The sequence below is a fragment of the Myxosarcina sp. GI1(2024) genome (assembly GCF_053543375.1).
Genome location: NZ_JBKGTY010000001.1, coordinates 247,744 through 269,978, shown reverse-complemented (window position 1 = coordinate 269,978; position 22,235 = coordinate 247,744). Strand labels below are relative to the sequence as shown.

Genomic DNA, 22,235 nt, shown 5'->3' with positions numbered 1-22,235 from the left:
TCCATTTGTAGTACCGTAGCCGATCGAGATCGACAGTGGAATTATTAGCTTGAGTTGCTTATGTCTCTAAGGATAGAGCACAATTATGGCTAAAAAATGGCAACCCCATTAACACTCTAATAATATGTTGATTATTGTTGATTAACCTTTGCCGGGTAGAACGATTCGAAAAGTAGTTCCCTGACCGAGGATACTGCTAACTGAAATAGTACCTCGATGAGCCCGAATAATTTGTTCTGCGATCGCTAATCCCAATCCAGAACCGCCCTTGATTCGGCTTGGTGACGGGTAAACTCGATAAAAACGCTCGAAAATGTGGGGCAAATTCTCTGCCGAAATCCCGACTCCGTTGTCTTCGACCTCAATTGTAGCGCGATCGCCCTGTGGTGAGAGGCGTAGCTGCACGATTCCACCGGCAGGAGTGTAGCGGCAGGCGTTACTGAGTAGATTAATTACGACCTGGCAAATTAGATTGGGATCGGCCATAACTATGAGAGAACGCTCGGGAAGTTGTGCCTTCAGCTGTAGGTCTTGATTTTTGGCTCGCTCCGTCCACTCTGGAGTCAGATTCTTCAACAATTCAACTAAATTTGTAGGCTGGAATTTTTCAATTGGTAATTCAGTTTCGCAACGAGCCAGAAAGAGCAACTCTTTCACCAGCGTACTCATCGACTTGGATTTTTCCACAATTTTTTCTAAACGCTGACAGAGAAACTCGGGATCGTCAGCGGCAGTAATCAACCCCAGCTGGGCATTACTCAAAATTGTAGCCAGTGGAGTTCGTAATTCATGAGAAGCATTGGCAGTAAAACGCTGCAGGCGATCGCAAACTTGTTCGAGGCGTTGATTTGTCTCGAGTAAAGATTGCTCGCGCTCTTGCAACTGTAAATTTTTTTGTTTTAATTTCTGTTGGTTTTTGGTTAGTTCCCGTGCGAGCTGACGAAATAGATAGATTGCTAAAAGCCCCGAAGCGATTCCCAAAACTGCTGAGAGGGTAAAGATCGCCCAAGTGAGTTGGCGAAAATAATTTTGATGTTGTTTGCGTCTTGCTGAAACCTGTTCTGCTGTTTCCGTTAACTCTTGGATTTGATTGCGGGTAGTTTCGATGGTAGTTTTGCCTTCCTCGAGCCAATCGTAGAGCAGAGCAGTAGAAATAACCAACTCTTCTGAACCATTACTCTGGTTTAAATCCTGAAACCCAATCTTCTGACTCATTAAGCCCAGACTTTGTTCCATCAATTCCTCGACTTTGACTAACTGTTTTTGCAGGTGGAGATTGTCTCGTGCCAACCGCTCGAGTTTTTCTAAAGTTTCGGGAATCCCCTCGACAGCAATTTCGTAAGACTCGAGAAACTCCGAACGACCCGTCAGACCATAACTTTGCATATTCGTCTCCGCGTCTGAGAAAGCGCTTAGCAGTTGCTTGGTTTCTAGCCTAATCTGCTGAGTGCGCCGAACCCAGATTTCGTCTTCAATTAAGCTAGACTTAAACCAAACAAAGATCCCCAGGGAAACAAATAAACTGGTAACGGGAATCGCAATAATTATGGTTCCCCGACGGCGAACTGGCAAAGTGTGCCAAAACTGACTGTAAAACTTGGCAAAAGGGTTCATCTTACCACCAAGTCTCGCTCAATTTTCAGGTGGGCTGATACGATAGCCCATGCCATAAACTGCCTCAATCCAATTCTCCGCTCCAATTTCTCGTAAACGTTGTCGCAGTCGTTTGACTAGGGTTGTCAGTGCATGAGTTCCAGGCTCTTCTCCCCAGTCCCATAGAGCTTGTTCTAGGCGATCGCGGGTCAATACTTGCCGAGGATGGCGCAGCAGATATTCTAGTAGGTGAAACTCGCGGTTTGACAGTTGCACGGCGATTTTTTGCCGTTCTACAGTCAGACTTGTCAGATGGAGTTGTAGATCGGCTACTTTTAAGATATCACCACTCCAAACAGGCGATCGCCGTCCTAAAGCTCTAACTCTAGCTAATAATTCCACCATATCTACTGGTTTAATTAGGTAGTCATCGGCACCCTTGTCTAAACCGCTAACTTTATCAGATAGAGTATCTTTAGCGGTAAGCATCAGTACGGGTGCAGTTTTTCCAGCTTGTCGATACTGGCGGCAGATTTCGAGTCCGCTGATATCGGGCAACATCCAGTCTAAAATCAATAAGTCGTATGCTTTCTCTTCCAGCAGCCACTGAGCGGTTTGCCCTTCCCCAACTCCATCGACGATATGTCCCGCATGAGTTAGAGCAATTTGCAAGGGTTCGAGCTGCTCGGGATCGTCTTCTACCAGGAGAATTCTCATCGCCTATCCCTTTGGTAAGTATACTTATAGATTACGCTCGTGATATAACGTTGTCAAGCTATTTTGGAGCGAAAGCAGCCTGCAACCGTTTTCGGTAACTAGTTCAATAAATTGAGTGTTTCCAACCGAGATATTGCTGTAAAACTTCAGCATACAGCCGTTCGAGTAGGTCGAGATTGCGATCTAAAGTATAACGTTCTAGAATTCGTTGTCTGGCTTTTCGTCCCAACAGCTCGGTCATTTCTGGATGGTGGTGTAATAAAGGAAGCAGAATTTTTAACTGAGCGGTAACATTTTGGGTATTTAACACCACTCCGGCACCACCTTCTAAGACTTCTCCATCGGCACCAGCATCGGTGGCCAAGCAAGCTACTCCACAAGCCATGGCTTCTAACAGCGAAATGGATAAACCTTCGACTAAAGAAGGCAGAATAAACACGTCTGCGGCTCTTAAAATGTCAATGCGCTGCTGTTCGTCGGAGATAAATCCCATCCAGAAAATGTTATATTCTTTGTCGTAGTGAGGTTGTAGAGCAGCTCTCAGCGGTCCGTCTCCTACAATGAGCAAGAGACTGTCTTTGCCAAAATCGGAGTGTTTCCAGGCTTTTAATAGAGCTTCGACGTTTTTTTCAGTAGCAATGCGTCCTTGATAGACGAATAATTTTTTAGCTTTGAGACTCTCTTTAACCCTAGTAAAACCTGGAGAGTATTTTTTCTCATTTACGCCATTGGGAATGACTACTACTTTATATGCCGGTACTCCCAATTCGATTAGTAAATCTCGCTGAATTTCACTAAAAACGATCGTGCGATCGTAGCGAGCTAAAAAAGGTGCGTAGAGCTGATAGGTGAGATATTGGGTGCTGGATTTGAGAGTGCGAATTTTGTTGTCAAATGGGGGATGGAAAGTGGCAATTAGAGGTAATTTTAGCTCCTCACAGATTTTGGGTAGTAAAAAGTCGAGGGGAGATAGAGTCAAAGAAGCGTGTACTAAGTCTGGCTGTAATCGATGAAGAGATTGCCACAAAATTTTACTCGATTTGGGAGTGGGTATGGTATAAACCTGAGATTTATAAATAAACGGCAGTGTAATTTCCGAATGGGGATCGTGTAGATTATCTACAGTCAAATGAGGTTCGCTTTCGCTATCGCTTGAAGACTGGGCGAAATGAAGAAAACTAACCCGATAGCCTCGCTCTAACAATACGTTAGTTATTTCCCGACCATAGGTAACATTACCGCAAAACGGTGATTTTTTTCCCAGCCAAGCAATATGCATTCAAATGTTCTTTTTTTCAGGCAACAATAAGGAATAGCTCCGTAAATCGCTCGACAATCTGAATTGATATCGACCGACTTTTAGTTAATTTACCAGATATGCTGCCATTGTCTGATTTTTTCTAGTTTTCTCAATCTTAAAAATTGAATTATTATGGCTTTTCACTTGCTTAAGAGACTGCTTTTTTTTTGCCTCGGGTAAGATACAAAGTTAAAATACCCCCCATTAGAGCGATTGCACCTAGACTTAAAATTACCGCCTGTAAACCAAATCTGGATTCGGCTTCTGCTGCTAGAAACAAGGGTAAAGACAGAGCGATATTAACTGCATTGTTTTGCAGTCCGAAGACTTTACCGCGCATTTCTGGAGGGGTTTTTGACTGAATAGTAGTTTGCATCGGGATGCCGACTAATGCCGCAAAAGCTCCCAGTAAAGCAGTGATCGCTAAAGCTAACCAGAGATTGGTAGTTGCCCAAGACAATCCTACTAAAGATGAGGCTACACCCACCGAACCCAAAAAGCTCAACCGAGCGCGATCGAATTTTTGACCCCAGTGACCTAAAATAGCCGCACTAGCCGACATCCCCACTCCTGCTGCCGCCAACAAAATGCCAAACTGATCGGCATCGATTTGAGGAATGGCATCAGCCATACTTACTGCCAGTACCACTAAAGCAGCAAAAACGGAAAATAGAATTACTAGCTGAATTAAAGCGTTACGCACCCGTTTATTAGTTTTTAAATATTGAATTCCATCCCAAATATCCGAAAGAACGTGAGGCTGCTTCCGTTCTAGGTTTTGTTGCCGTTCTCCCGTATTTAACCAGAGTAAAATAATTCCGGCGATCGCATAGGCACCACCGACTAAAATTTCCTTGCCAATATTACTCGGTAACCCCGCTCTAGTACCCAACCAGTCAGCACAACTCAGTAAAGGTTCCCCAATCGCAAAACCAACGATCAGCAATGCCATCATCGTCGTCGTGTACAGCGAGTTAGCGGCGAGCAAATGTTTATCTTTGACTATTAGCGGAATTGCCGCTTGTTCGGCAGGAGCAAAAAATTGAGTACAGGTGGATACGGCAAAAGTGATGCCCAACATCAACACGAAACCCAACGAGATTCCCCAACCAAAGAGTTTTCCTGTAGATGTCCACAACAGAAGTGGTAGAATTAGGACTAAAATACCCCGAATCAGATTGGAAATAACTAAAATAGATTTTTTCTGCCAGCGATCGACGTATACTCCCGCCAAAGAACCGAATAGTATTGCAGGAATAGTAAAGGCGATCGTAATCGGCGATACCCATTTACTGATCGGTTGGTTGGGTAACTGAAAGCGATCGGCAATAATGGCGATGGTTAAAACTAAATAAACTTTATCTGCTAGTTGAGAAAATATTTGACCCAGCCACAAAGTGAGAAAGCGACTATTTTTTAAGACGGGAGCGAACCCTTTCTCTTGGGCGATCGCTTGAGAAGGTGAATGATGTTTTTGTTCTTGGCTGCTTTTGGTGTCTGAAAGATGCATTGTTTCAGTCGATCTCGATTCAATTAGTAATGATTGCTAGGATTGAGATTTAGAATTCTACATATAAATTATCTACTAAAGTGGCAGAGCGTATCGGTTTACCAAGCTGATATTGAATGTATTCACGCAAAATTTTTTCGACTCGGATCCAGGTAGTTGCCAAAGATAAATTTTGGCTTTTTTCCCAGGCACTCAGTTCGCTTACTGGTAAAGAATTATTCTTGAGTAGTTGCAAGATAGTCAGTTCGATCGCGTTTACTTTATAATTAATCGTAGGATAGCGATCGCCCTCAGCTTCAGTAAACTCCAAATCCCTCTCCCTATTTGGCTGGCTTGGGGAATTAGACTGTTTGAGAGCGAGATCTATAGTTCCGCCACTATTAAAACTAAATCCCACACGCCACCGAGAACTGGTAAAGTCAGGAGCAATTGGTTTTTGAGTCTGGCAACAAGTATAAACTTGCGGAGCAATACCCGCAATTGCCAATAGGTGAAATACTGCTTGGGTTAAATTGGGATATACTGACTGCTGCAAATCTAATCGTTCTAACCGACGTAGATGTTCGTTGAGTAATTCGTATAGCGGAGTTTGAGATTGTTCGCTCAAAGCTAGAGATAGAGATAATTCTGCTAAATACTGGGCGGTAGCCAGTTTGCCAAGATCCCGGCTCAAACCAGGATAGGTATAGAGCGTGTCGGCTTGAATTATCTTATCTAAAGAACGCCCTTTAACGATTAAAAATTCATTAGTTACGAATAGCTCGGTTCTACCGCGTAGATGAGACTTGTGCTTTTTAGCTCCAGGAGCGACAGCGCGCACTAAACCATATTCTGAGGTTAACAGAGTTACCAGGCGATCGCTTTCTTTTAGGGGCGAGCCTTTTAGCACGATCCCCGTGGCCTTATATTTTTGATTCATTAAGTATTATTAATTAAATTTGGTTTACCTCTCTACTTGTTATCGGGTTCTCGCTGCTGGCGCATTAAATCGAGCCCGCGAGAAGTACCTAACCTAGTAGCACCAGCCTGAATTAATTCTATTGCTTGTTCTAGAGTACGAATTCCCCCAGAAGCTTTAATTCCAATTTGTCCGCCAGTAATTTCTCGCAATAGCCGTACCGCTGCTACGGTGGCACCGCCGAACCATCCCGTACTGGTTTTGAGATATGCCACCCCAGCATCGAGACAAATTTCTCCTGCCAATCTAATTTCTGCTTCGCTAAGCACGGCAGTTTCCAAAATCGCCTTAACTGTTTGTCCGGTTTCTTCGCAAATTTGAGCTATTTCTCGATAGATTAGGTCGGTTTCCTTAGTTTTAACCCAACCTAAATTAATTACTAAATCTAGTTCTGTCGCACCGTTTTCCGTAGCTTCTTGGGCTTCGTATAGTTTGACAGCAGAAGTAGTAGCACCGGTAGGAAAACCAATTACCGTGCATACCTTAGTTTTTTTATCGTAAAGTAACTCTGCGGCTTGCCTGACTGCTGTAGGATAAACACAAACCGCAGGAAAATTGTATACAAAAGCTTCCTGGCATAACTGTTTTACCTGTTCTGCTGTTGCTGAAGGTTGCAGTAAAGAGTGGTCGATATAGGTAGCAAGATCGATATCTAGACCTGGTGCGGGCATAATGTAATATATTTAATCTTTATTTATTGCGCTAATTCTATCTATTATTTTTACAGACTTTAGCTCTAAGTCACGCTTTGACTAATGATAAGAAGAGCAGCGCAGAATAATTTTTACCGAGAAGCGGCGGCAATTCATCTTTGCCCTAAAAGAACAAAGCTTTCTCGCCGCTTCTCAAAGGAAGAAGGAAGAGGGAACAAGGTTATTTAGATAATTTCTGTAAAGTAGAAACCATATTGGATGGCACGGATACTGCTGCTCGTCTGATTTGATTGGTTAAACCGTATAGTTCTGATTGTGGAAAATGCTTGGTTAATCGATAGCAAATAACACAAAGCTCGACGCTACGTTTCCAAATAAATTGTTTTCTGTGGCTCATTTTTTTGAAGTTTGAAGAAAGAAGTTTGATGAATTTGTTATTGTACCTTCTTCCCTCTTCCTTACAATCCCCGTCCGTTTACTGCGGGGAATTGTGAACTTTTATCTTTACTTCTTATAAGCTCTAGCCGAAGCCGAGATCCAAATATAGGCAGCGATGCCAAACGGCAACAGAATAAAGATACCGCCAGTGACTAGGGGATATTCTCTCACAATAGTGCTGGAAGTAAATAAAGCTATACCCAAACCACAATATAATAGACCGACTAGAGGAATGCCCAAGACTAATAAAGCAAATTTGCGCTCGGAGTTCATCAGAAATTGTGTGTTGATTGTTAATATAGTGCGTTTCGATCGTCTACGAGCTCGCAGTTTATTGACAACAGGATTTTTACAGCGATCGCCAATACGCTCGAGACTTACTTATTGCTAGACTAGATTATACTTAACTTCTGAAACAATAACCTTTCTGGTATGAACAAAAAAAGTTCTTTTGACTCTTCTGAAATTATGTATCGTGCTGACGAACTAATGAACGCTGCCTCCAATCGCTATCGGATTACCGTTCAGGTAGCCAATAGAGCCAAGCGCCGTCGTTATGAAGAAATAGATAGTTTTGACGAGCCAATGATGAAACCCGCAATTCGCGCCATTATCGAAATGTCTGACGAACTAACTCAACCAGAAATTATCGGCGACTAGGAATAAAACGGTTTGCACCATCGAGAATTACATCCAAAATTCCCATGTTTGATTCTCAATCTAGTTTCAGCTTTTACCTCCTTAAAGGTTCTGCAAACCACTTTAATAGAAACACGATCGCCAAATAGTTTAGCAATTACTCGAAGTGGGTTGGGTGAGGCGAAGATTGATGAAAAAATTTGTTTACTAGTTTAGCGATCGCTATCACCCAATCTTGTTTGTAAAAGATCGACACTTTTGCCAGCAGTTAGATGAAATTAAAGGATAAAATTTACCGTAGAGCGCTCGCCTTTGCTCTTGGCTGGATCGTTTTCGTTACAGCGAACATGGTCTTTGCGGCGATCGCATCGTATGCCCAACAATTACCGACAAATGTTAGTAGCATTCGTCCAGATGCTGCGGCAGAAATAGCTTACCAGCGATTAGCCGAATTTCCCTTAGAAAATCAGTATCTAAGCCAAGAAACAGGCAAAGTAGCACAACAGAACACTTTGATCGAGCGACTAATTCGCTATCACCAATACGTTAAAGATCGTCCTGTGAATTATCGGCTAGATTGGAAACTAACCCTAGCAGATTATCTAGGTGTTAATGAATTAATTCCAGAGGCTCGCTATCCTGGCAGTACTACCCTTACCCAAAATCCCTATCGGGGCGATCGCGCAGTTATTGAAAGTTTGAGTCGCCAACAGAGAAATCAATTAGTAGAAACATTATTAAGTATCTACAATCCTGAATCAGAAGAAATCAATACCAACTCTGCCGCTCAACCTCAGCCAACTTCAGAAAACAACAATAATACCCAATTCCCCCAAAGAGGCAATGCAGATTTATTGTTGCCATAGTTAGCTGAATTCAGCCTCTCTTAGCTCCCTAACAAGGTTAGACTTTTAAAATAATTAAGTGGAACGTTTATTAAAAAAAGGTGCTAATTGGCGTATTGGTTGGGACTCAGAACCTAAAAAGTATCAGGGTTTGGTAGGTAGCAACGCGTGGGCGATCGAATTAACCGCCGCCGAATTTAAAGATTTTGGTCGTCTCTTACAGCAACTCGTAACTACGATGGCACAAATGGAAAAAGAACTGATGGACGAGGAAAGAATGGCTTGCGAAGCCGAAAGCGAATTGCTGTGGATGGAAGTAGAAGGTTATCCCCACGCTTATTCTTTGCGTCTGATTTTAGCAGGCGATCGCCGGTGTGAGGGAAATTGGCAACCAGGTGTAGCAGTAGAGATGGCGCAAGCCATTGACAGAATGGTAGTGCTATAAGTTTAGTTTATCCAATATTCGCCGTAATTTTTTCTCGATGATGGGGTTGAAGGAGGTTGGTCAGATCGGGACCTGCAGGAATGATTCCCCCAGGATTGAGTGGGAACAGGTTGCCATAATAATCTCGTTTGATGCTTTCTAGATCGCAAGTATCGGCAACTCCTGGTAATTGATATAAATCTCGTAGGTAAGCACCTAAATTATCGTAGTCGCGAATGCGACAGCGATTGCACTTAAATAATCCGTAATAGACGATATCGAAGCGAAATAAGGTGGTAAACAGTCGCACATCTGCTAAGGTAACCGTATTGCCACACAAATAGCGGTTAGAGGTTAAAAGGCGATCGATTTCATCTAAAGTGGCAAACAGTTCTTCACAAGCGCGATCGTATGCTAATTGAGTTTGAGCGAAACCGCAACGATATACCCCATTGTTGACCGTATGATAGATTTTATCGTTCCAGCGATCGATCTTGGCTTTTAGTTCATTGGGATAGAGATCCAAATCGGGATTGGTGGCAAAGCGATCGAACTGAGAGTTGAGCATTACGATAATTTCTGCACTCTCGTTATTAACAATTGTTTCGTTCTGAGTGTCCCATAATACTGGTACGGTAGAACGTCCCATGTATCCAGGTTGTCCTAACTGATACAGTTCGGGTAAGGTACGACAGCCTAATTCGGATTTTTCTAGTACCCAAATTCCTTCGTCTGCAGAAGGATAAACGGTCGATACGGCGATCGCATCTTCTAATCCTTTTAAAGCCCTAGTTACCAAAGTACGATGTGCCCAGGGACACCCCAAACCGACATACAAACGATAGCGTTGGGGTTCTGGTTGATAGGGATTATCGGCTTCGGTGTCGATAAAGTTTCGAAACTGACTTTTGGGGCGAACGTATTCTCCAGAATTGTTACGCGGCGCGAGTTGGGACATCATAATCTGCCACATCGTCGTCCAGACAAATTTGCCCAATTTAACGATAAATTTACTCGGAAGCGATTTATTTTGAGACATTTTTTTAAATTTGCTTTTACCCTGTATTATTTAATTATGAAATATGGAAGTCAGGTAGCTACCAACTCGTGTTCTCATAATTACTGGAACGAAGAAATAATGCGGCTACTTAAAAGTATAGAGGTCGAGAATTGCTGGTTGTACTCGTCAGTAGAGCTTAATTTCTCTCGCCTTGAGAGCTAACTGTAAGCGATCGCCATAACTAATCTCGGGAATCGGTAAAGCAATTACTTCTAATATTGAGTCATCTTGAAAATGTCCGATTTTAGTTTCGGGATGGGGATAATAAATTAGTCCCGAATAGCTAATATTTTTAACAATTACTTGACATCGCGAAAAAGAAAAATCTTCCGCTGGATAATCGGGATGCCATTTAACATTTTTAAAAGTATATTGGGGTCGTTCGATCTCAAAGGTGTGAGGTGCAATTGAGATATTTAACGTACCAAAAAAGTAAGAACTGAGATCGAGTCCAAACTTTTGGAAATGAGGTAATTGCATTTCAATCGTACCGCGATCGTAAGGGCTATCTTCAGCCATTCCCGATGCTACTCGATGACCGGATTTAATTATTCCTGCGATCCTAGTCAGTTCTGACTGCATTCTCTACATTAATTCTTCTCGAGCTTAAGTCACTTCGTACTTTGACAATTGTCTGTCAAACCCTAGAGTTTTGCCACTGGTAACGATTAACTTCGCCTTGCTTTTTGTCCGAAAAGTATTCTTTTACTTTCTTCAGTTACGGTAGGGTTACTCGAAACTCCCTTACCTTTTTCGTAAGCACGAACTACCGCATCAATGTCAATTTCTGTATTTTCGTAAAAATTAGATTTCTCAGGCACATTATATTTAAGACCATATTTCAAAATAATTAATGATGTATGCAACTTTTTACCCGTCAACCAATTTAATCAGTACTCATCGCTCGATCGACAGGAGGAGGATTTTGACAAATTTCAGTTGGTGAAAGAGTAGTCATAGTGAAATACCGCCACCATGGTTTGACATATTTGAATTTACCAATACCTATATCGGCGTTGTTAGTCCAGGATTTATTCCACTGAGCAGTTTGGTCTCTCCAATAATCCCCACCCATACCCAATAGATAACGAGCCTTAGATCTATCATCTGGTTGTTGGGGATTATTAACTATGAGCCTTGCTCTTACACTAGTAACAATACCAGCGATATCAGTGGGATCGATATTACTCCTTCGGGGAGTCCAAAAGTGAAAATTGTACCCTTGACCTGCCTTGACTGATATGCTTCCGTCCTTTTCGTAACGAATGTCCGCGGGTTTGCTTTCATTATTAGCATAATCTGCTCGGTAAGCAGCACCTTCAACTTTTTTCGAGCTTTGCAAAAGATGCCATTTGCCATCTCGCTTACTGAGCATGTATGCCTTAATCTCTTTGATTTGTACACGGGTGTTAGTTGCAGGATTCCCACTATCATCTTCATACAAATGCCCCCAAGCTATAATAGCTTTGAATTCCCATGGATCGTTTCCCATATTTATACGAGGACTCGTGGCCCACTCTATACTTGTTGAAACACCTTTAGGATTTCCCTCATGCGGAGCAGTCATATCGTAATTTATAGTTTTTATTAGCTCAATTTGATTTCTATTCCATTTATCTGTTACATTAATTGGGTTTTCAGCTAGAGAATCTACCTGGTTTGCAATACAGAAGCTAACCACTATGATGAAGAAAAAGAGCAGCGAGAGATATTTTTTCATTTTAACAAATAACATATGTTTCTAGTGTTTCTAGGAAATATCTAAGATTTTTTTCTTTTGAAAACTTGCAACTTTTTGTTTAGCATAATTGTCGAGGAGATACATAAATTTACCAACCTTGTATATGTGGTTTGAATCGTAAGTTCCTCTAGCTATGTGAACCTTGTTGAAATCACTATTTAAGTTGCGGGAAATGCTTTTGATTTAAAGCAAATCGGTGTATCCAAATAGTAAAAATAGATAATAATATTAGATTATTTAACAATACAGTAAAAGCAACCCATACGATACCAGCCTTCACGACGGCAAGGAGGGAAATAATAAAAATAGTTGTAAATACTAAGCTTATCTGCAATGAAATTTTTGGTCGATTAATTGCATTCAGTAATAAAAAGGCAGCCCAAGAGTAAATCTTGGGAATCACAGACAGACAAATTAGAATCAATACTGGAATAGCAGAAGTCCACTTACTGCCAAAAATTATAGGTACATATATAGGAGCTAAACAAGCTTGCAATAAGATAAGTGGAACGAGAATTACAGTCACTCTTTTAAGACTGCTAAAATAGCGTTTCTTAAACTGCCTATAATCATTTCTAACCGCGCAGATATAAGGGTACATAGGAGACAGAAATGTATTAAGGATACTTATCGTAATTCCCGAGCCGGAATTAAAGGCAAAATAATAGATTCCCAGAGCTTCAACCCCAAGGTATTTTCCAACAATTAAATAATCTATGTTAGCGCGGAATTTTTTTAACAGTTTGGTAATTAGCAAATTGCCGCCAAAATCGAGAATCTCTCGCCATTTCTCTAGAGTAAAGTGAAGAGGTGGTCTCCAAGGATGATATTTCCAAGTAAGGATAATAGTAATAGGAAAAGATAAAATCATTGACCAAATAATTGACCAAATGCCCATTCCCAACAAAGCAAGTATTGCAGTAACAATACTTGAAACCAGAGAGACAACGACATTACAAGTTGCTGCAGCTTTGAATCGGTTCTCTCGTTGGATTAAGGTCATATGAATGAGGAAAAGCGGATATGCCAGATAGGTAAAGGCAACAGCAATTAACGGTAAAGTGAGGTTTGGCTCCTCCGAAAAGTAGGGAAGAACAAGGGCAACAAGACATTGAATGATGAAAACCGAGCTACAAACAATCCAGTTTAGCCAGTAGGCAGTACTGCAAATCGCGTTTACATCTCGTTCATCTGCCTGAATAATCTTGGAGCCAACTCCACCTCTAAGGGTAAATACCTGAAAAAAGTCACATACAGTATAGATAATTGCCATTAATCCATAGTCTTGTGGACTGAACATTCGGGCTAAGATAACAGTGCTTGCTAAACGGATAATGCGATTAGCTATCTCTGCACTAGCCATCCAGCCTACATTGCGGATATAGGAACCTGAGAAAGCTTTTTGAAGTCTGGCAATTAACATTAACTATCCCTAAAGTTTTGGCTGTTTGACATCAGAGTTTTCGATGTCAGTAATATAAAACAAATCAAAATTAGCACCTTCTCTTTTCTATTTACCAGAGACTAGGGGAAGGTGGCGATACAAATTGGAATAGAATCCTTCAGGAGACAATCGCTGTTCCCAAATTTTTCGACATTCGTACTGTAAATCTAAAAACTCTTGGGGTTGAAGTTTTTCATGAAACTCAGCAACTTTTTCTGCAATCAACGAGATTTCATTTTCTTCTACCCAAACACAATACTTTTTCCAATCGATCTCAAAATCATATGGAAGAACACAATCTGAATTAACAAAAACTGGAATTCGCCCACAGGAAAGAGCTTCATAAAAGCGGAAGGAGAAGTTCCCATATCCTCGACAGCAGAAAACATAATCACTTTCTATAAGATTCTGAGTATATTCTTCTCGAACCGTTTTCTGTGAATTCGCGTTTTTTTGGTTAAAAAAAGCTTGGTCTCTCAAAACAAAATTTGTTTTTACTAATGAGCTTTTAGATAGAGTGGACAAAGCCTTAAACCGTATAACATGACCTATGTTATATCTCGAAATTAGTCGTTTTTGAAAAAACTTTCCAGTTTCATACAAAATAAATTTTCCATATGTCTTAAAATTTTTTTTTGATGAAAAACCACAGAAACCTACGGTTGGTTTAAGTTGCTTCTGTTTCAGTATGATTTGACCGTTAAAATAAGTTTTGATAAAATCTTCTCCCCAAGCTGGCATAGCGAAGTCATTCGGTTTCCTAGTAGAAGCGTACATGGAGTGACGAAATACCAAATCACAGTAAGCTGGGAGTTGTGTATGAGAGTGGTCACCACCGAAGAAGCTCATGGTTAGCTTTCCAGCCTGCCGTGTCTTTTCCAAAAACTTTATTATCTGAACTTTGGTTTTTGGAGTTTCTAGCTTTACCAAGTTGAGAGGCACAATTGCTACATCTGCTTTCTCTAGAGAAGACAGTCGAAAAATGGACTTTCCAACTTTTATATAATTATCAAAACATTCATTCCAGGGATAAGGTCCATTTCTCAAAACTTTAGAATTGCCTAAAGGTTTTCCCCAGAAGGGATAAAGTATCGGTTCATATGCTTTTCCTTCTAGCGAATAATTATACTCAGAAAAAATATTTAACTTCTTTGTATTAATCTCCATTGCCCGACTTGATTTTTTCTATAATTTCAGTAAACTATTGCTGTGAATACCACAAAGCGAGGATTTGAAGCAGCATGGACAATAAACTTGCTATTTATAAATCATTATCACCTAGTCAAAACTCATCGATAGAGGTAAGGAACCCCATACGAACACAACATCTGAATCAGTATTAAGATTGACTGAACGCCAATCAACACCATCAGTAAAGGGAGGTGTAAGAGCAACATCATAGCTATAACCAGCACTTTGTAACCGTTCACAGGCAGTATCTCGTGCCATTAGATCGCTGAGCGTAACGTTGCACCCTTCAAAGTTAGACCAACCTGCTACAAAAGTTTTTCTAGACATAATTCCTAAATAAATAGACGTTTCTAAGTAATCATTCCAACCATATGATTCAATGATTCAATTAAAGTAATTACTGTACATAACGGGAGCGTCCAATGAATTTTGATTGGTTATGTCTGAAAGAAATAATTTTTTTCTTGAAAATCGATAAAAACAGAAATTATTAATCTCTTAACGAAATAATACAAATTTCAACTTACGAAAGAATAAGACTTTGAGTCTTTGTAGAACTTAGGTGTATATACATTTGAGGGTGCTGTAGACTAAAAAATGTCTAAGTCGCATTTAAAAAACTTTTGAAGCCTCTGAGGAAATACTCACTGAAATGCCTATAAAATAGAGCTTTTTGTTTTTTATTCATAGCGAATGCGATTGCTTCTGTAGGAGATTTCCAAGAAGTAGCAATGCCTTAATGTTAAAAAATTTTTCTTGAGGTTTCGGGCATATAGAGTACTTTTGTCCTTTTAAGAATACTTTATTCCCCTTGATTACTGGCGAATTTTCAGTAATGTTCCATTTTTCCTGTAGTCGATTGATACTTTTATCAAACCAAGCCTGACTCCAATGTGTAAAGAAAAAGGGGATGTCTGAAAGGACAAGTCTTGTAGGAGGAACATAGCTCATGACAGAGGTTGGCTCAAAGTAGACAGGTTTACCAGCTTTAAGCAATGTTAAGCAAAAATCATCCTGTATACCCACATTCATGAATTGTTCATCAAATGATCCAAATTGCTCAAATACATCCATACGAGTTAGACAACAGTGAAACTCATTAACATCGCATGGCTGACGTTGAAAATCAGTTCGCACCTTAAATAAAGGGGTTCTAAAGTATGGACGCCTCATAATCATCCAGCGCTTGCCATCACGTTGTTTGAACTCGTAAGTTCCTCCAGCCATGTGAACTTTTGCGAAATCTTCACCTTCTAAACAAAGCGGTCCAACCATCCAGGCTCCAGTTTCATCAGCACACTTAACTAGTGACTCTAGCCAACCTGGTTTAACTAAAACATCATTGTCAATAAACACAACATACTCGGTATCAACAGAAGGTAGTGCTCGATTGCGAGACTGGTTTGGAGTAAGAAAGCTATTTACTCGAATTAGGCGAAAGCTCTTCTCCTGAGCTTGCATTTCGAGGTAACGTTTAATCTGAGGCGGAGAATTTACATCCACATAGATAAGGTTAAAGGGAAATTTTGTATTCTGATATATACTTTCCAGAGATTTTTGAGTATAACTAAATCTTTCTCTTGGAACTACAACTAGAGTGACTTTTGTATTTTGCATAAGAAACCTTAAAACTTGATTTTTACAATTTCAGCAAACTATTGCTGTGAATGCTATAAGGCGAGGATTTGAAGCAGTAAGGACCAGAAACTTGCTGTTTAGAAATCACTAGTTACTTAGTCAAAACTCATTGATAGGAAATAAAATCGCATATACTACATCTACCATTGGTTACGATCGCTTGCTCACAGAATTTGGCTACCGAGATCGCTTAATTGCTTTCTGTTTCAACTGCGAATTTCTACTTTGTCGCTATTTTCAATGGAATTAACAATAGTCAATGAAGACAGCGATTGGCAGCGACTAGAACCATCTTCTAGGCTAAATGCTAAATTGTGCCAAGGACAGAAAATTTGTCCGTCTCGCAAAAAACCTCCTGCTAAATCTGCTGCTTCATGAGGACAATATCTGCTAAAAGCGACCACTTTTTGATTATCCAATCGGGCAACACATAGCTTTTTGGATAAAGGTTTGATTGTGCCTGTGGGTAAATCTGAGGAGTCAAAGATAAACTTAGTTTCATCTCGAGAAGTTTCTTCAACAGTCTTAAGTGAGATAGGTTTGGGGAAATTTGTAGATGTAACATCAAAAACTGTCCCAGCAAGTTCCGAAAGAATGTAGTTTTGTTGTTCTTGTTTACCTAGAGAAGAGTTAATTTGTTTTCTCAGACGGCGTAATATTCCTCTCAGCAGTTCGGTCAACCTTGCCTTTAATTTATGATTAGGATGATAGTAAATGTAGTTATCTTTATAAGGCGACTGGTCGAGGAATTGTGGCTTCTCTAAAGTCATTCTCAAACTGACAACGCATCGAGTTTCATCTGTGCTATTAATTTCAGAACTATGCAGATGCTCTCCATGAAAAATGAGCGCATCCCCTGATTTTAGCTCAAAATTGGTAATTGAACCGAAGTACTGGTCGGGCAGGATTTTACCATCTTTGGTACAGGGAAGACGTTTTCCATAGATTTGAGGATAAATACTCAAGCCATTACCGATTTTGACTGAACCAACCGCAATCCAGATATTAATACAATTGAAAGGACATTGATACCAACTATCATGATGGGGACCGTGGGCTGTTACTTTGCCATTCCAATAGAACTTGCCAAATACACTTTTTTTCTGTGCTACTACATCGTAAGGAACATGAAACCGTACGTTGGGATATTCTTCACAGTAAAAAGGTCGATCTTGCTGAAATACTTTTTTGACCAGTATTTTTGATAGTTCTGGAGCTATCGTACGAACAGTCTCATAAGTGCGACCGCTAACTAAGGATAGCTCGTCCAAAGTAATAATGTCATGAAGAGCTTCAAAGCCTCGATTTTTGACTTGTGTAGCTTTCTCCTCACCCACAGCCTGACGAATTCCCTCTAGACTAGCTTCTTGCAGGAGTTCGTAGTAACCAATAGCCTGTAAACATTGGGGAACTACAATAACTTCGCCAGACATTAGACGTTTATTGATATTTTTCAAGGGGATTGATACTTGAGGTTCGATTTCTAAAGGTTTAGCTGTCAGATTGATATTTAGCATATTTAATGTTTTCAAACTAGATAAAATTTGGAAGTTAATAAAAATCACGCAGTTGCCGAGCTACTGTCTTATTGGGGTCGAAAAAGCTGCTTAAATAACCAGTTTCTAATACTACCTGTAATCTCATACCTAATCGGGATCGCCTGTTTCCAAAGATTTGGCAAAAGCTGATCGAAAGATTTAGATTTATTGAGTGCTGCTTGAGACCAAAATCTTGCAGTGGATTGATTTGACGGCTCTAGAGCAGTAATAAATTGCTTGCGGATTTCTTCTACTCCTAGAATCGCACGATCGCGACATTTTTGTGCGTGTGCTTTTGCATCTTCGGTTAGACAGTAATCAAAAGCTTTGGTCAACATTTCATCTGAAAGATTATCAACAGAGAACACATTCGACCAACCAATGGTTTTTGCTTGGCGTGAAACCTTCGCACCTCCAGCAATTGCATCGATAGCAACTACAGGAACTCCATTTTTAAGAGCGAGAACAGTACCATGCAGGCGTGTAGTTACTACAACATCCATTCGAGCAATAAGGGATTCTACTTCGGCTGAACTACGGAGATTGGTCGTATTAGGAGCCAAACCAGTATCAATAGCAACTGCTACCATTTCTCGCGAAGTAATGAGTCGATTAATAGCTTCATTAGCAACTTTATATTTGCCTTTACTACCATATTCAGCTTGTGGATGAACGAGGATAATACCCACAACAGGAACTTTCGGATGACGAGCAAGAAAAGTAATATCTGGGTGTGAACTCGCAGAACTATCTCTTTCTAGTAGTACATCGAAGGGATTCCAACTATTAATTGGCTCGATTATTGATAAATCTAGACCAATAAGACGACAGGAATTAAAACGTTTTAAAAAATCATTAGTAATTTTGTTCAGAGGAAACGGACCACAAACAAAGACCAGATGTGAATAAGTGGCAGGATCGACCGTACGCCAATCAACTCCTCCACTAAAGATCGGCAAAAGTGCAACATCATAATGATAACCAGCTCGTTCAATCCACTGACAAGCGAGATCTCGTGCCATCAGATCTCCGGCAGTAACGTTGCAGTCTTCAAAACTAAACCAACCAACTACAAGAATTTTCATGTTAGATACAATGATTCCTTTGTTAAACTAAGAGACTTTGTAGATATAGCAGAAAAGTTTTTTAAAAAAATTATCTATTTTAGCGTTACAATTAATCATTCAATCATTTATTTAAACTATTTCCTTTGAATTTAGCATTTCGAATTTTTTTAAAATCGAAAAATTATAAACTACTATCGTGGATCTTTAACTAAAAAAGGTTTTTTAATTGACGCAGCAAAACTGTCAAGTATGTCAGCTGGAAATATTTGTTTTAATAAAAACTTAATCAATAATATTTGAGTATTCTTTTCTAATAAAATAAACGGATAAAGGCGAATAGCTTGCCACAATTTCTGTCTAGCTCGTCTAATATCTTGCAAAGTAGGAGAACTATAGAGATATAGTTCTCCACAGTAACGATAAAAGTTAGCTAGGCTTCTGTTTTTTTGTTCTTGAAGACTTAAAGAAGAAATTTGATAAGCTCTACTTAAAACAAGCATACCGGCCGCTTCCATGGTAGATGCATGAGATGTCATGCTTCCCACCGACTTACGATAAATAATTTGCGGTTTGGGAACGAGAACAAAATCCCATTTAGCTGCCAGTCGTAGATAATAATCCCAATCTTCACAGGATTTAAGAGTTGGTTCAAATTCTCCTACAGACTCAATTGCTTCTCGTCGTGCCAAAATATTTGAACCATTGCCAATAAAATTTCCTAACAATAAGTCAGAATAAATATTTCCTATAAAAGCGACTTTTGCGCCAGAAACAAAACTAATATTATTTGGATTATTCAAATTTTCAATCATGCATACTACCCAGCTATATGCAACGCCTGCTTCGGAATTTTGTTGTAATGCTAGCAATTGCTTTTCTAGCTTATCTTCTGTCCATAAATCATCTGCATCAATAAAAGAAAGATAATTTCCAATGGCATTATAAATACCACGATTACGAGTAGTAGGTAATCCACCGTTAGGATAAGAATAAACTTTTAATCTCTCATCTCGAACCGTTTCTAGTAATTCTAAAGTGCGATCGCGAGAGCCATCATTAATAACGATTATTTCAAAATCTTGAAAAGTTTGTTGCTGAACAGATTGAATTGTTTCCAGGATCGTGCGTTCGGCATTGTATGCAGGAACGATAACAGAAATTTGAGGCATAACTCTAAACTAGTGGATTTATAAATTTGCAAATTATAATTAGTAAGATTTCATCGTGGAAGTGCCATTACGCGACGACGTAAACTATAAAACAGGGACAAAAATTTACCGTAACCATTGGAACCAAACCAACGCATAATAGCAATAGCCAAACTGAGGCGAAAGTATTCTTTAGAAAAACGTAATCCTGGATAGTATGCTAGAGCTTGACTACGGAAATCAGCGGCTCGTTGATAATCGCGTTCGCGACTTTGAAGAGCTTTCCAGGCAAGACAAAAGTATGCAGAACCATAACTTCTTCCTTTGAGATAAAGAAAATTTAGTGGCGCATTAGCAAAAGTTTTTTCAATAACTATGCGGAAACTTTGCTCTACTGCTTTCCAATTTCTCGAACCACTTGATAGATGTTGCCGATAGTAAACGAGAGGCTCTTTAATAGCTTTGAAAGGATATTCAGTGGCAATTCGCAGCCACATATCCCAGTCTTCGTTTACATTAAAAGAGCTTAAATCTTCATCGAATAGTCCTACAGTAGCCAAGCAAGAACTGCGTACCATGGCGACACTTCCGCATTCTACCAGATTACGCTCAACGAGATTTTTCCATACATAACCCTCTGCCTGAGGTCGAAAACTCTACCTGTAGATTGTCCTGTCTCATCAATATAAGTTACCCAAGTGTATACCAAACCAACTTCTGGATTCTTTTCCAAAATTTTCACTTGCTTTTCCAACTTGGTTGGTTCCCATAGATCGTCTGCATCTAGAAATGCTAAATATTTTCCTTGAGATTCTCTGATTCCAGTGTTTCGCGCTCCTGCCAATCCTAAATTAGCTTGAGAAACCAATTTGATTCGAGGATCGCTAATTTGAACTATCCATTCTTCAATTTTGTCAGTACTGCCATCATTAACTACTACTACTTCAAAATCCGTATAGGTTTGTTGCAAAACACTTGTGATCGTTTCGGGAAGATAAGTCATGGCATTATAGGCGGGAATAACCACTGAAACTTTTGGTGTAGCTTGTAAAGACATTGAGTTCCTTGATTGAATTAATAACTAATCTTTTATCAAAAAATAATTACAAAATCGAGCGGGAAAATCAAAAGCTTATTTTTAAAAATTTGATACTTACTAACTTCGGCAGCTTTCAACAACTTGTGAATCTCTCTAAGAGACAATAAGTACATATAATCTCCTGCTGCCCATTCCTTGCCAACAGACACCAAATATCGGTCAAAGATTTTTTTAGGAAGAAAATGTAGAATCGGTGTTCGTGTGTGTACTTCTATGGGAAAGTTTCTATTCGGTGTCGTAATAAAGGCTCTTTTGCTAACTCTCTTAATCTCTTTTAAAAAGAAAATCTGTTCTTCCCAATTACCAACGTGTTCTAAGACAGCATTCGACCAACAAATGTCAAACGAGCGATTGGGAAAAGGAAAAGAGTTACCATCATAGCTAACAACTTTGATTTGTGGATATCGTGCTGAAGATTCTTTTCTTTTGCGTAAGATTTCAATTTCTGGAACTTGAAACTCTGAATCTTTGCGAGCGTGTAAAAACTTATCGGGGGTATCTAGAGTTAAAGCAGTAATCTGCTCTGGATAAGGATAATGTTTCTCTAAGAAATTATCGGTTTCACTATATTCTTCTTCACTAAAGCCTACATCTAAAATAGATGTATTGCGGGTGATGGGTAAGTTTTTCTGAAACAATTGCCATTTACGTCTGCGATTCCAACCAGATATTTTGTAAGCAAACTCTTCTTTGAGTAGTTCTATTTCTTTTTTCATTTGTTTTAATGTTTCTAATGTTCTAATTTTGATTAGTTTTTATTTATTAAGTACCAACATAAATTTTAAATTAGTGGTTTTATGTATTTCCTGTTTTTTTTAACGGTACTTAAACAAAAATCAAGACCAAACAAAGCCCAAACTAGCTTTATAAGCTACGAATACGTCGCGATTTTGGTTCAACCATTGGACAAAACGATAAGATATACCTGTACGAAAAGCTTCTAATGCTTCAGGAAATGTCTCCAAAGGTTTGTTCGCCCAACGTCTTCTTAAACCTCCAGTAAGCTTATGCCAAAGGATAAAAGTATAGGCACAAAAAACTAGAATAAAATGTCTTTCCAAACTCTTCTTATCTCTAACTTGATACTCTTTTAATCCTAACCATCCCTTGGCTTCTCGATAGAAAACTTCTATCCAGTTTCTCTGAGCATAAGTTTGAACTATCCATTGCTCGGTTACTATTTCTCCCTCAACATTTGTGAGTAAGTAGTCAATATCTTCAGCATCTTCAAA

At 39.6% G+C, this 22,235-nt stretch carries 23 protein-coding genes and 2 pseudogenes; 3 read left to right on the top strand and 22 right to left on the bottom strand.

All coding sequences use genetic code 11. The features are described from left to right. Positions 1-141: 141 nt before the first annotated feature. From ACLFKQ_RS01350 to ACLFKQ_RS01315, 8 genes are all read right to left on the bottom strand, one after another. The gene (locus ACLFKQ_RS01350; RefSeq protein WP_448998131.1) at positions 142-1,614 is read right to left on the bottom strand and encodes a sensor histidine kinase; all 1,473 of its coding nucleotides are present in this window, start codon (positions 1,612-1,614) and stop codon (positions 142-144) included. Between the two features lie 18 nt (positions 1,615-1,632). Next, the gene (locus ACLFKQ_RS01345; RefSeq protein WP_448998130.1) at positions 1,633-2,310 is read right to left on the bottom strand and encodes a response regulator transcription factor; all 678 of its coding nucleotides are present in this window, start codon (positions 2,308-2,310) and stop codon (positions 1,633-1,635) included. Positions 2,311-2,413: 103 nt separating this feature from the next. Next, complete coding sequence (locus tag ACLFKQ_RS01340) at positions 2,414-3,589, bottom strand: glycosyltransferase family 4 protein (RefSeq protein WP_448998129.1); 1,176 nt, start codon at positions 3,587-3,589, stop codon at positions 2,414-2,416. A 169-nt stretch (positions 3,590-3,758) separates the two neighbouring features. Continuing rightward, positions 3,759-5,120, bottom strand: coding sequence for an MFS transporter (locus ACLFKQ_RS01335; protein ID WP_448998128.1), 1,362 nt, complete (start codon positions 5,118-5,120; stop codon positions 3,759-3,761). A 49-nt stretch (positions 5,121-5,169) separates the two neighbouring features. Beyond that, entirely contained in the window at positions 5,170-6,039 is an 870-nt protein-coding gene (gene recO, locus ACLFKQ_RS01330; RefSeq protein WP_448998127.1) for a DNA repair protein RecO, read from the bottom strand. Positions 6,040-6,071: 32 nt separating this feature from the next. Continuing rightward, positions 6,072-6,749 (bottom strand): deoxyribose-phosphate aldolase, encoded by a 678-nt coding sequence (gene deoC, locus ACLFKQ_RS01325; RefSeq protein WP_448998126.1) that lies wholly within the window; start codon positions 6,747-6,749, stop codon positions 6,072-6,074. A 202-nt stretch (positions 6,750-6,951) separates the two neighbouring features. Further along, entirely contained in the window at positions 6,952-7,128 is a 177-nt protein-coding gene (locus tag ACLFKQ_RS01320; RefSeq protein ID WP_448998125.1) for a four helix bundle protein, read from the bottom strand. 107 nt (positions 7,129-7,235) lie between these two features. Further along, the gene (locus ACLFKQ_RS01315) at positions 7,236-7,442 is read right to left on the bottom strand and encodes a hypothetical protein (protein ID WP_448998124.1); all 207 of its coding nucleotides are present in this window, start codon (positions 7,440-7,442) and stop codon (positions 7,236-7,238) included. A 159-nt stretch (positions 7,443-7,601) separates the two neighbouring features. On the opposite strand from ACLFKQ_RS01315, the gene ACLFKQ_RS01310 reads away from it, so the two are divergent. From ACLFKQ_RS01310 to ACLFKQ_RS01300, 3 genes are all read left to right on the top strand, one after another. Beyond that, a complete protein-coding gene (locus ACLFKQ_RS01310; protein ID WP_448998123.1) occupies positions 7,602-7,829 on the top strand; it encodes a DNA-directed RNA polymerase subunit omega in 228 nt (75 codons plus the stop codon). Between the two features lie 251 nt (positions 7,830-8,080). Next, on the top strand, positions 8,081-8,674 hold the full coding sequence (locus ACLFKQ_RS01305) for a hypothetical protein (protein ID WP_448998122.1): 594 nt from the start codon (positions 8,081-8,083) through the stop codon (positions 8,672-8,674). A gap of 58 nt (positions 8,675-8,732) precedes the next feature. Continuing rightward, positions 8,733-9,098: a DUF1818 family protein gene (locus ACLFKQ_RS01300; RefSeq protein ID WP_448998121.1), complete on the top strand. Its 366-nt coding sequence runs from the start codon at positions 8,733-8,735 to the stop codon at positions 9,096-9,098. A gap of 7 nt (positions 9,099-9,105) precedes the next feature. On the opposite strand, the gene ACLFKQ_RS01295 is transcribed toward ACLFKQ_RS01300, so the two are convergent. The 14 genes and pseudogenes from ACLFKQ_RS01295 to ACLFKQ_RS01230 all read right to left on the bottom strand — a co-directional run. Next, positions 9,106-10,116 carry a glutathione S-transferase family protein gene (locus ACLFKQ_RS01295; RefSeq protein WP_448998120.1) on the bottom strand — a complete coding sequence of 337 codons (1,011 nt, stop codon included), beginning with the start codon at positions 10,114-10,116 and terminating at the stop codon, positions 9,106-9,108. A 147-nt stretch (positions 10,117-10,263) separates the two neighbouring features. Further along, positions 10,264-10,719, bottom strand: a complete 456-nt coding sequence (locus ACLFKQ_RS01290) for a hypothetical protein (RefSeq protein WP_448998119.1) — start codon at positions 10,717-10,719, stop codon at positions 10,264-10,266. An 86-nt stretch (positions 10,720-10,805) separates the two neighbouring features. After that, a complete protein-coding gene (locus tag ACLFKQ_RS01285) occupies positions 10,806-10,958 on the bottom strand; it encodes a hypothetical protein (protein WP_448998118.1) in 153 nt (50 codons plus the stop codon). Between the two features lie 65 nt (positions 10,959-11,023). Beyond that, positions 11,024-11,872, bottom strand: coding sequence for a hypothetical protein (locus ACLFKQ_RS01280; protein ID WP_448998117.1), 849 nt, complete (start codon positions 11,870-11,872; stop codon positions 11,024-11,026). Positions 11,873-12,032: 160 nt separating this feature from the next. Further along, positions 12,033-13,301: a lipopolysaccharide biosynthesis protein gene (locus ACLFKQ_RS01275; protein ID WP_448998116.1), complete on the bottom strand. Its 1,269-nt coding sequence runs from the start codon at positions 13,299-13,301 to the stop codon at positions 12,033-12,035. A gap of 87 nt (positions 13,302-13,388) precedes the next feature. Then, on the bottom strand, positions 13,389-14,489 hold the full coding sequence (locus tag ACLFKQ_RS01270; protein WP_448998115.1) for an exostosin domain-containing protein: 1,101 nt from the start codon (positions 14,487-14,489) through the stop codon (positions 13,389-13,391). 111 nt (positions 14,490-14,600) lie between these two features. Next, positions 14,601-14,840 (bottom strand): hypothetical protein, encoded by a 240-nt coding sequence (locus tag ACLFKQ_RS01265; protein ID WP_448998114.1) that lies wholly within the window; start codon positions 14,838-14,840, stop codon positions 14,601-14,603. 357 nt (positions 14,841-15,197) lie between these two features. Then, complete coding sequence (locus tag ACLFKQ_RS01260; RefSeq protein WP_448998113.1) at positions 15,198-16,130, bottom strand: glycosyltransferase family 2 protein; 933 nt, start codon at positions 16,128-16,130, stop codon at positions 15,198-15,200. Between the two features lie 227 nt (positions 16,131-16,357). Continuing rightward, on the bottom strand, positions 16,358-17,668 hold the full coding sequence (locus ACLFKQ_RS01255) for a Rieske 2Fe-2S domain-containing protein (RefSeq protein ID WP_448998112.1): 1,311 nt from the start codon (positions 17,666-17,668) through the stop codon (positions 16,358-16,360). 68 nt (positions 17,669-17,736) lie between these two features. Next, positions 17,737-18,774, bottom strand: a complete 1,038-nt coding sequence (locus ACLFKQ_RS01250) for a polysaccharide pyruvyl transferase family protein (RefSeq protein WP_448998111.1) — start codon at positions 18,772-18,774, stop codon at positions 17,737-17,739. A 173-nt stretch (positions 18,775-18,947) separates the two neighbouring features. Continuing rightward, a complete protein-coding gene (locus ACLFKQ_RS01245; RefSeq protein WP_448998110.1) occupies positions 18,948-19,925 on the bottom strand; it encodes a glycosyltransferase in 978 nt (325 codons plus the stop codon). 50 nt (positions 19,926-19,975) lie between these two features. Further along, positions 19,976-20,961 (bottom strand): annotated as a pseudogene (locus ACLFKQ_RS01240) (glycosyltransferase family 2 protein). 35 nt (positions 20,962-20,996) lie between these two features. Continuing rightward, a complete protein-coding gene (locus tag ACLFKQ_RS01235; protein WP_448998109.1) occupies positions 20,997-21,719 on the bottom strand; it encodes a class I SAM-dependent methyltransferase in 723 nt (240 codons plus the stop codon). A 120-nt stretch (positions 21,720-21,839) separates the two neighbouring features. Continuing rightward, a pseudogene (locus tag ACLFKQ_RS01230) lies at positions 21,840-22,235 on the bottom strand (IS701 family transposase); the annotation flags it as partial.

What these genes read in the sequence shown, in the direction of transcription:
- ACLFKQ_RS01350 (WP_448998131.1), bottom strand. Translation starts at nt 1,614, where the DNA reads ATGAACCCTTTTGCCAAGTTTTACAGTCAGTTTTGGCACACTTTGCCA.
- ACLFKQ_RS01345 (WP_448998130.1), bottom strand. Translation starts at nt 2,310, where the DNA reads ATGAGAATTCTCCTGGTAGAAGACGATCCCGAGCAGCTCGAACCCTTG.
- ACLFKQ_RS01340 (WP_448998129.1), bottom strand. Translation starts at nt 3,589, where the DNA reads ATGCATATTGCTTGGCTGGGAAAAAAATCACCGTTTTGCGGTAATGTT.
- ACLFKQ_RS01335 (WP_448998128.1), bottom strand. Translation starts at nt 5,120, where the DNA reads ATGCATCTTTCAGACACCAAAAGCAGCCAAGAACAAAAACATCATTCA.
- recO (WP_448998127.1), bottom strand. Translation starts at nt 6,039, where the DNA reads ATGAATCAAAAATATAAGGCCACGGGGATCGTGCTAAAAGGCTCGCCC.
- deoC (WP_448998126.1), bottom strand. Translation starts at nt 6,749, where the DNA reads ATGCCCGCACCAGGTCTAGATATCGATCTTGCTACCTATATCGACCAC.
- ACLFKQ_RS01320 (WP_448998125.1), bottom strand. Translation starts at nt 7,128, where the DNA reads ATGAGCCACAGAAAACAATTTATTTGGAAACGTAGCGTCGAGCTTTGT.
- ACLFKQ_RS01315 (WP_448998124.1), bottom strand. Translation starts at nt 7,442, where the DNA reads ATGAACTCCGAGCGCAAATTTGCTTTATTAGTCTTGGGCATTCCTCTA.
- ACLFKQ_RS01310 (WP_448998123.1), top strand. Translation starts at nt 7,602, where the DNA reads ATGAACAAAAAAAGTTCTTTTGACTCTTCTGAAATTATGTATCGTGCT.
- ACLFKQ_RS01305 (WP_448998122.1), top strand. Translation starts at nt 8,081, where the DNA reads ATGAAATTAAAGGATAAAATTTACCGTAGAGCGCTCGCCTTTGCTCTT.
- ACLFKQ_RS01295 (WP_448998120.1), bottom strand. Translation starts at nt 10,116, where the DNA reads ATGTCTCAAAATAAATCGCTTCCGAGTAAATTTATCGTTAAATTGGGC.
- ACLFKQ_RS01290 (WP_448998119.1), bottom strand. Translation starts at nt 10,719, where the DNA reads ATGCAGTCAGAACTGACTAGGATCGCAGGAATAATTAAATCCGGTCAT.
- ACLFKQ_RS01280 (WP_448998117.1), bottom strand. Translation starts at nt 11,872, where the DNA reads ATGTTATTTGTTAAAATGAAAAAATATCTCTCGCTGCTCTTTTTCTTC.
- ACLFKQ_RS01275 (WP_448998116.1), bottom strand. Translation starts at nt 13,301, where the DNA reads ATGTTAATTGCCAGACTTCAAAAAGCTTTCTCAGGTTCCTATATCCGC.
- ACLFKQ_RS01270 (WP_448998115.1), bottom strand. Translation starts at nt 14,489, where the DNA reads ATGGAGATTAATACAAAGAAGTTAAATATTTTTTCTGAGTATAATTAT.
- ACLFKQ_RS01265 (WP_448998114.1), bottom strand. Translation starts at nt 14,840, where the DNA reads ATGTCTAGAAAAACTTTTGTAGCAGGTTGGTCTAACTTTGAAGGGTGC.
- ACLFKQ_RS01260 (WP_448998113.1), bottom strand. Translation starts at nt 16,130, where the DNA reads ATGCAAAATACAAAAGTCACTCTAGTTGTAGTTCCAAGAGAAAGATTT.
- ACLFKQ_RS01255 (WP_448998112.1), bottom strand. Translation starts at nt 17,668, where the DNA reads ATGCTAAATATCAATCTGACAGCTAAACCTTTAGAAATCGAACCTCAA.
- ACLFKQ_RS01250 (WP_448998111.1), bottom strand. Translation starts at nt 18,774, where the DNA reads ATGAAAATTCTTGTAGTTGGTTGGTTTAGTTTTGAAGACTGCAACGTT.
- ACLFKQ_RS01245 (WP_448998110.1), bottom strand. Translation starts at nt 19,925, where the DNA reads ATGCCTCAAATTTCTGTTATCGTTCCTGCATACAATGCCGAACGCACG.
- ACLFKQ_RS01235 (WP_448998109.1), bottom strand. Translation starts at nt 21,719, where the DNA reads ATGAAAAAAGAAATAGAACTACTCAAAGAAGAGTTTGCTTACAAAATA.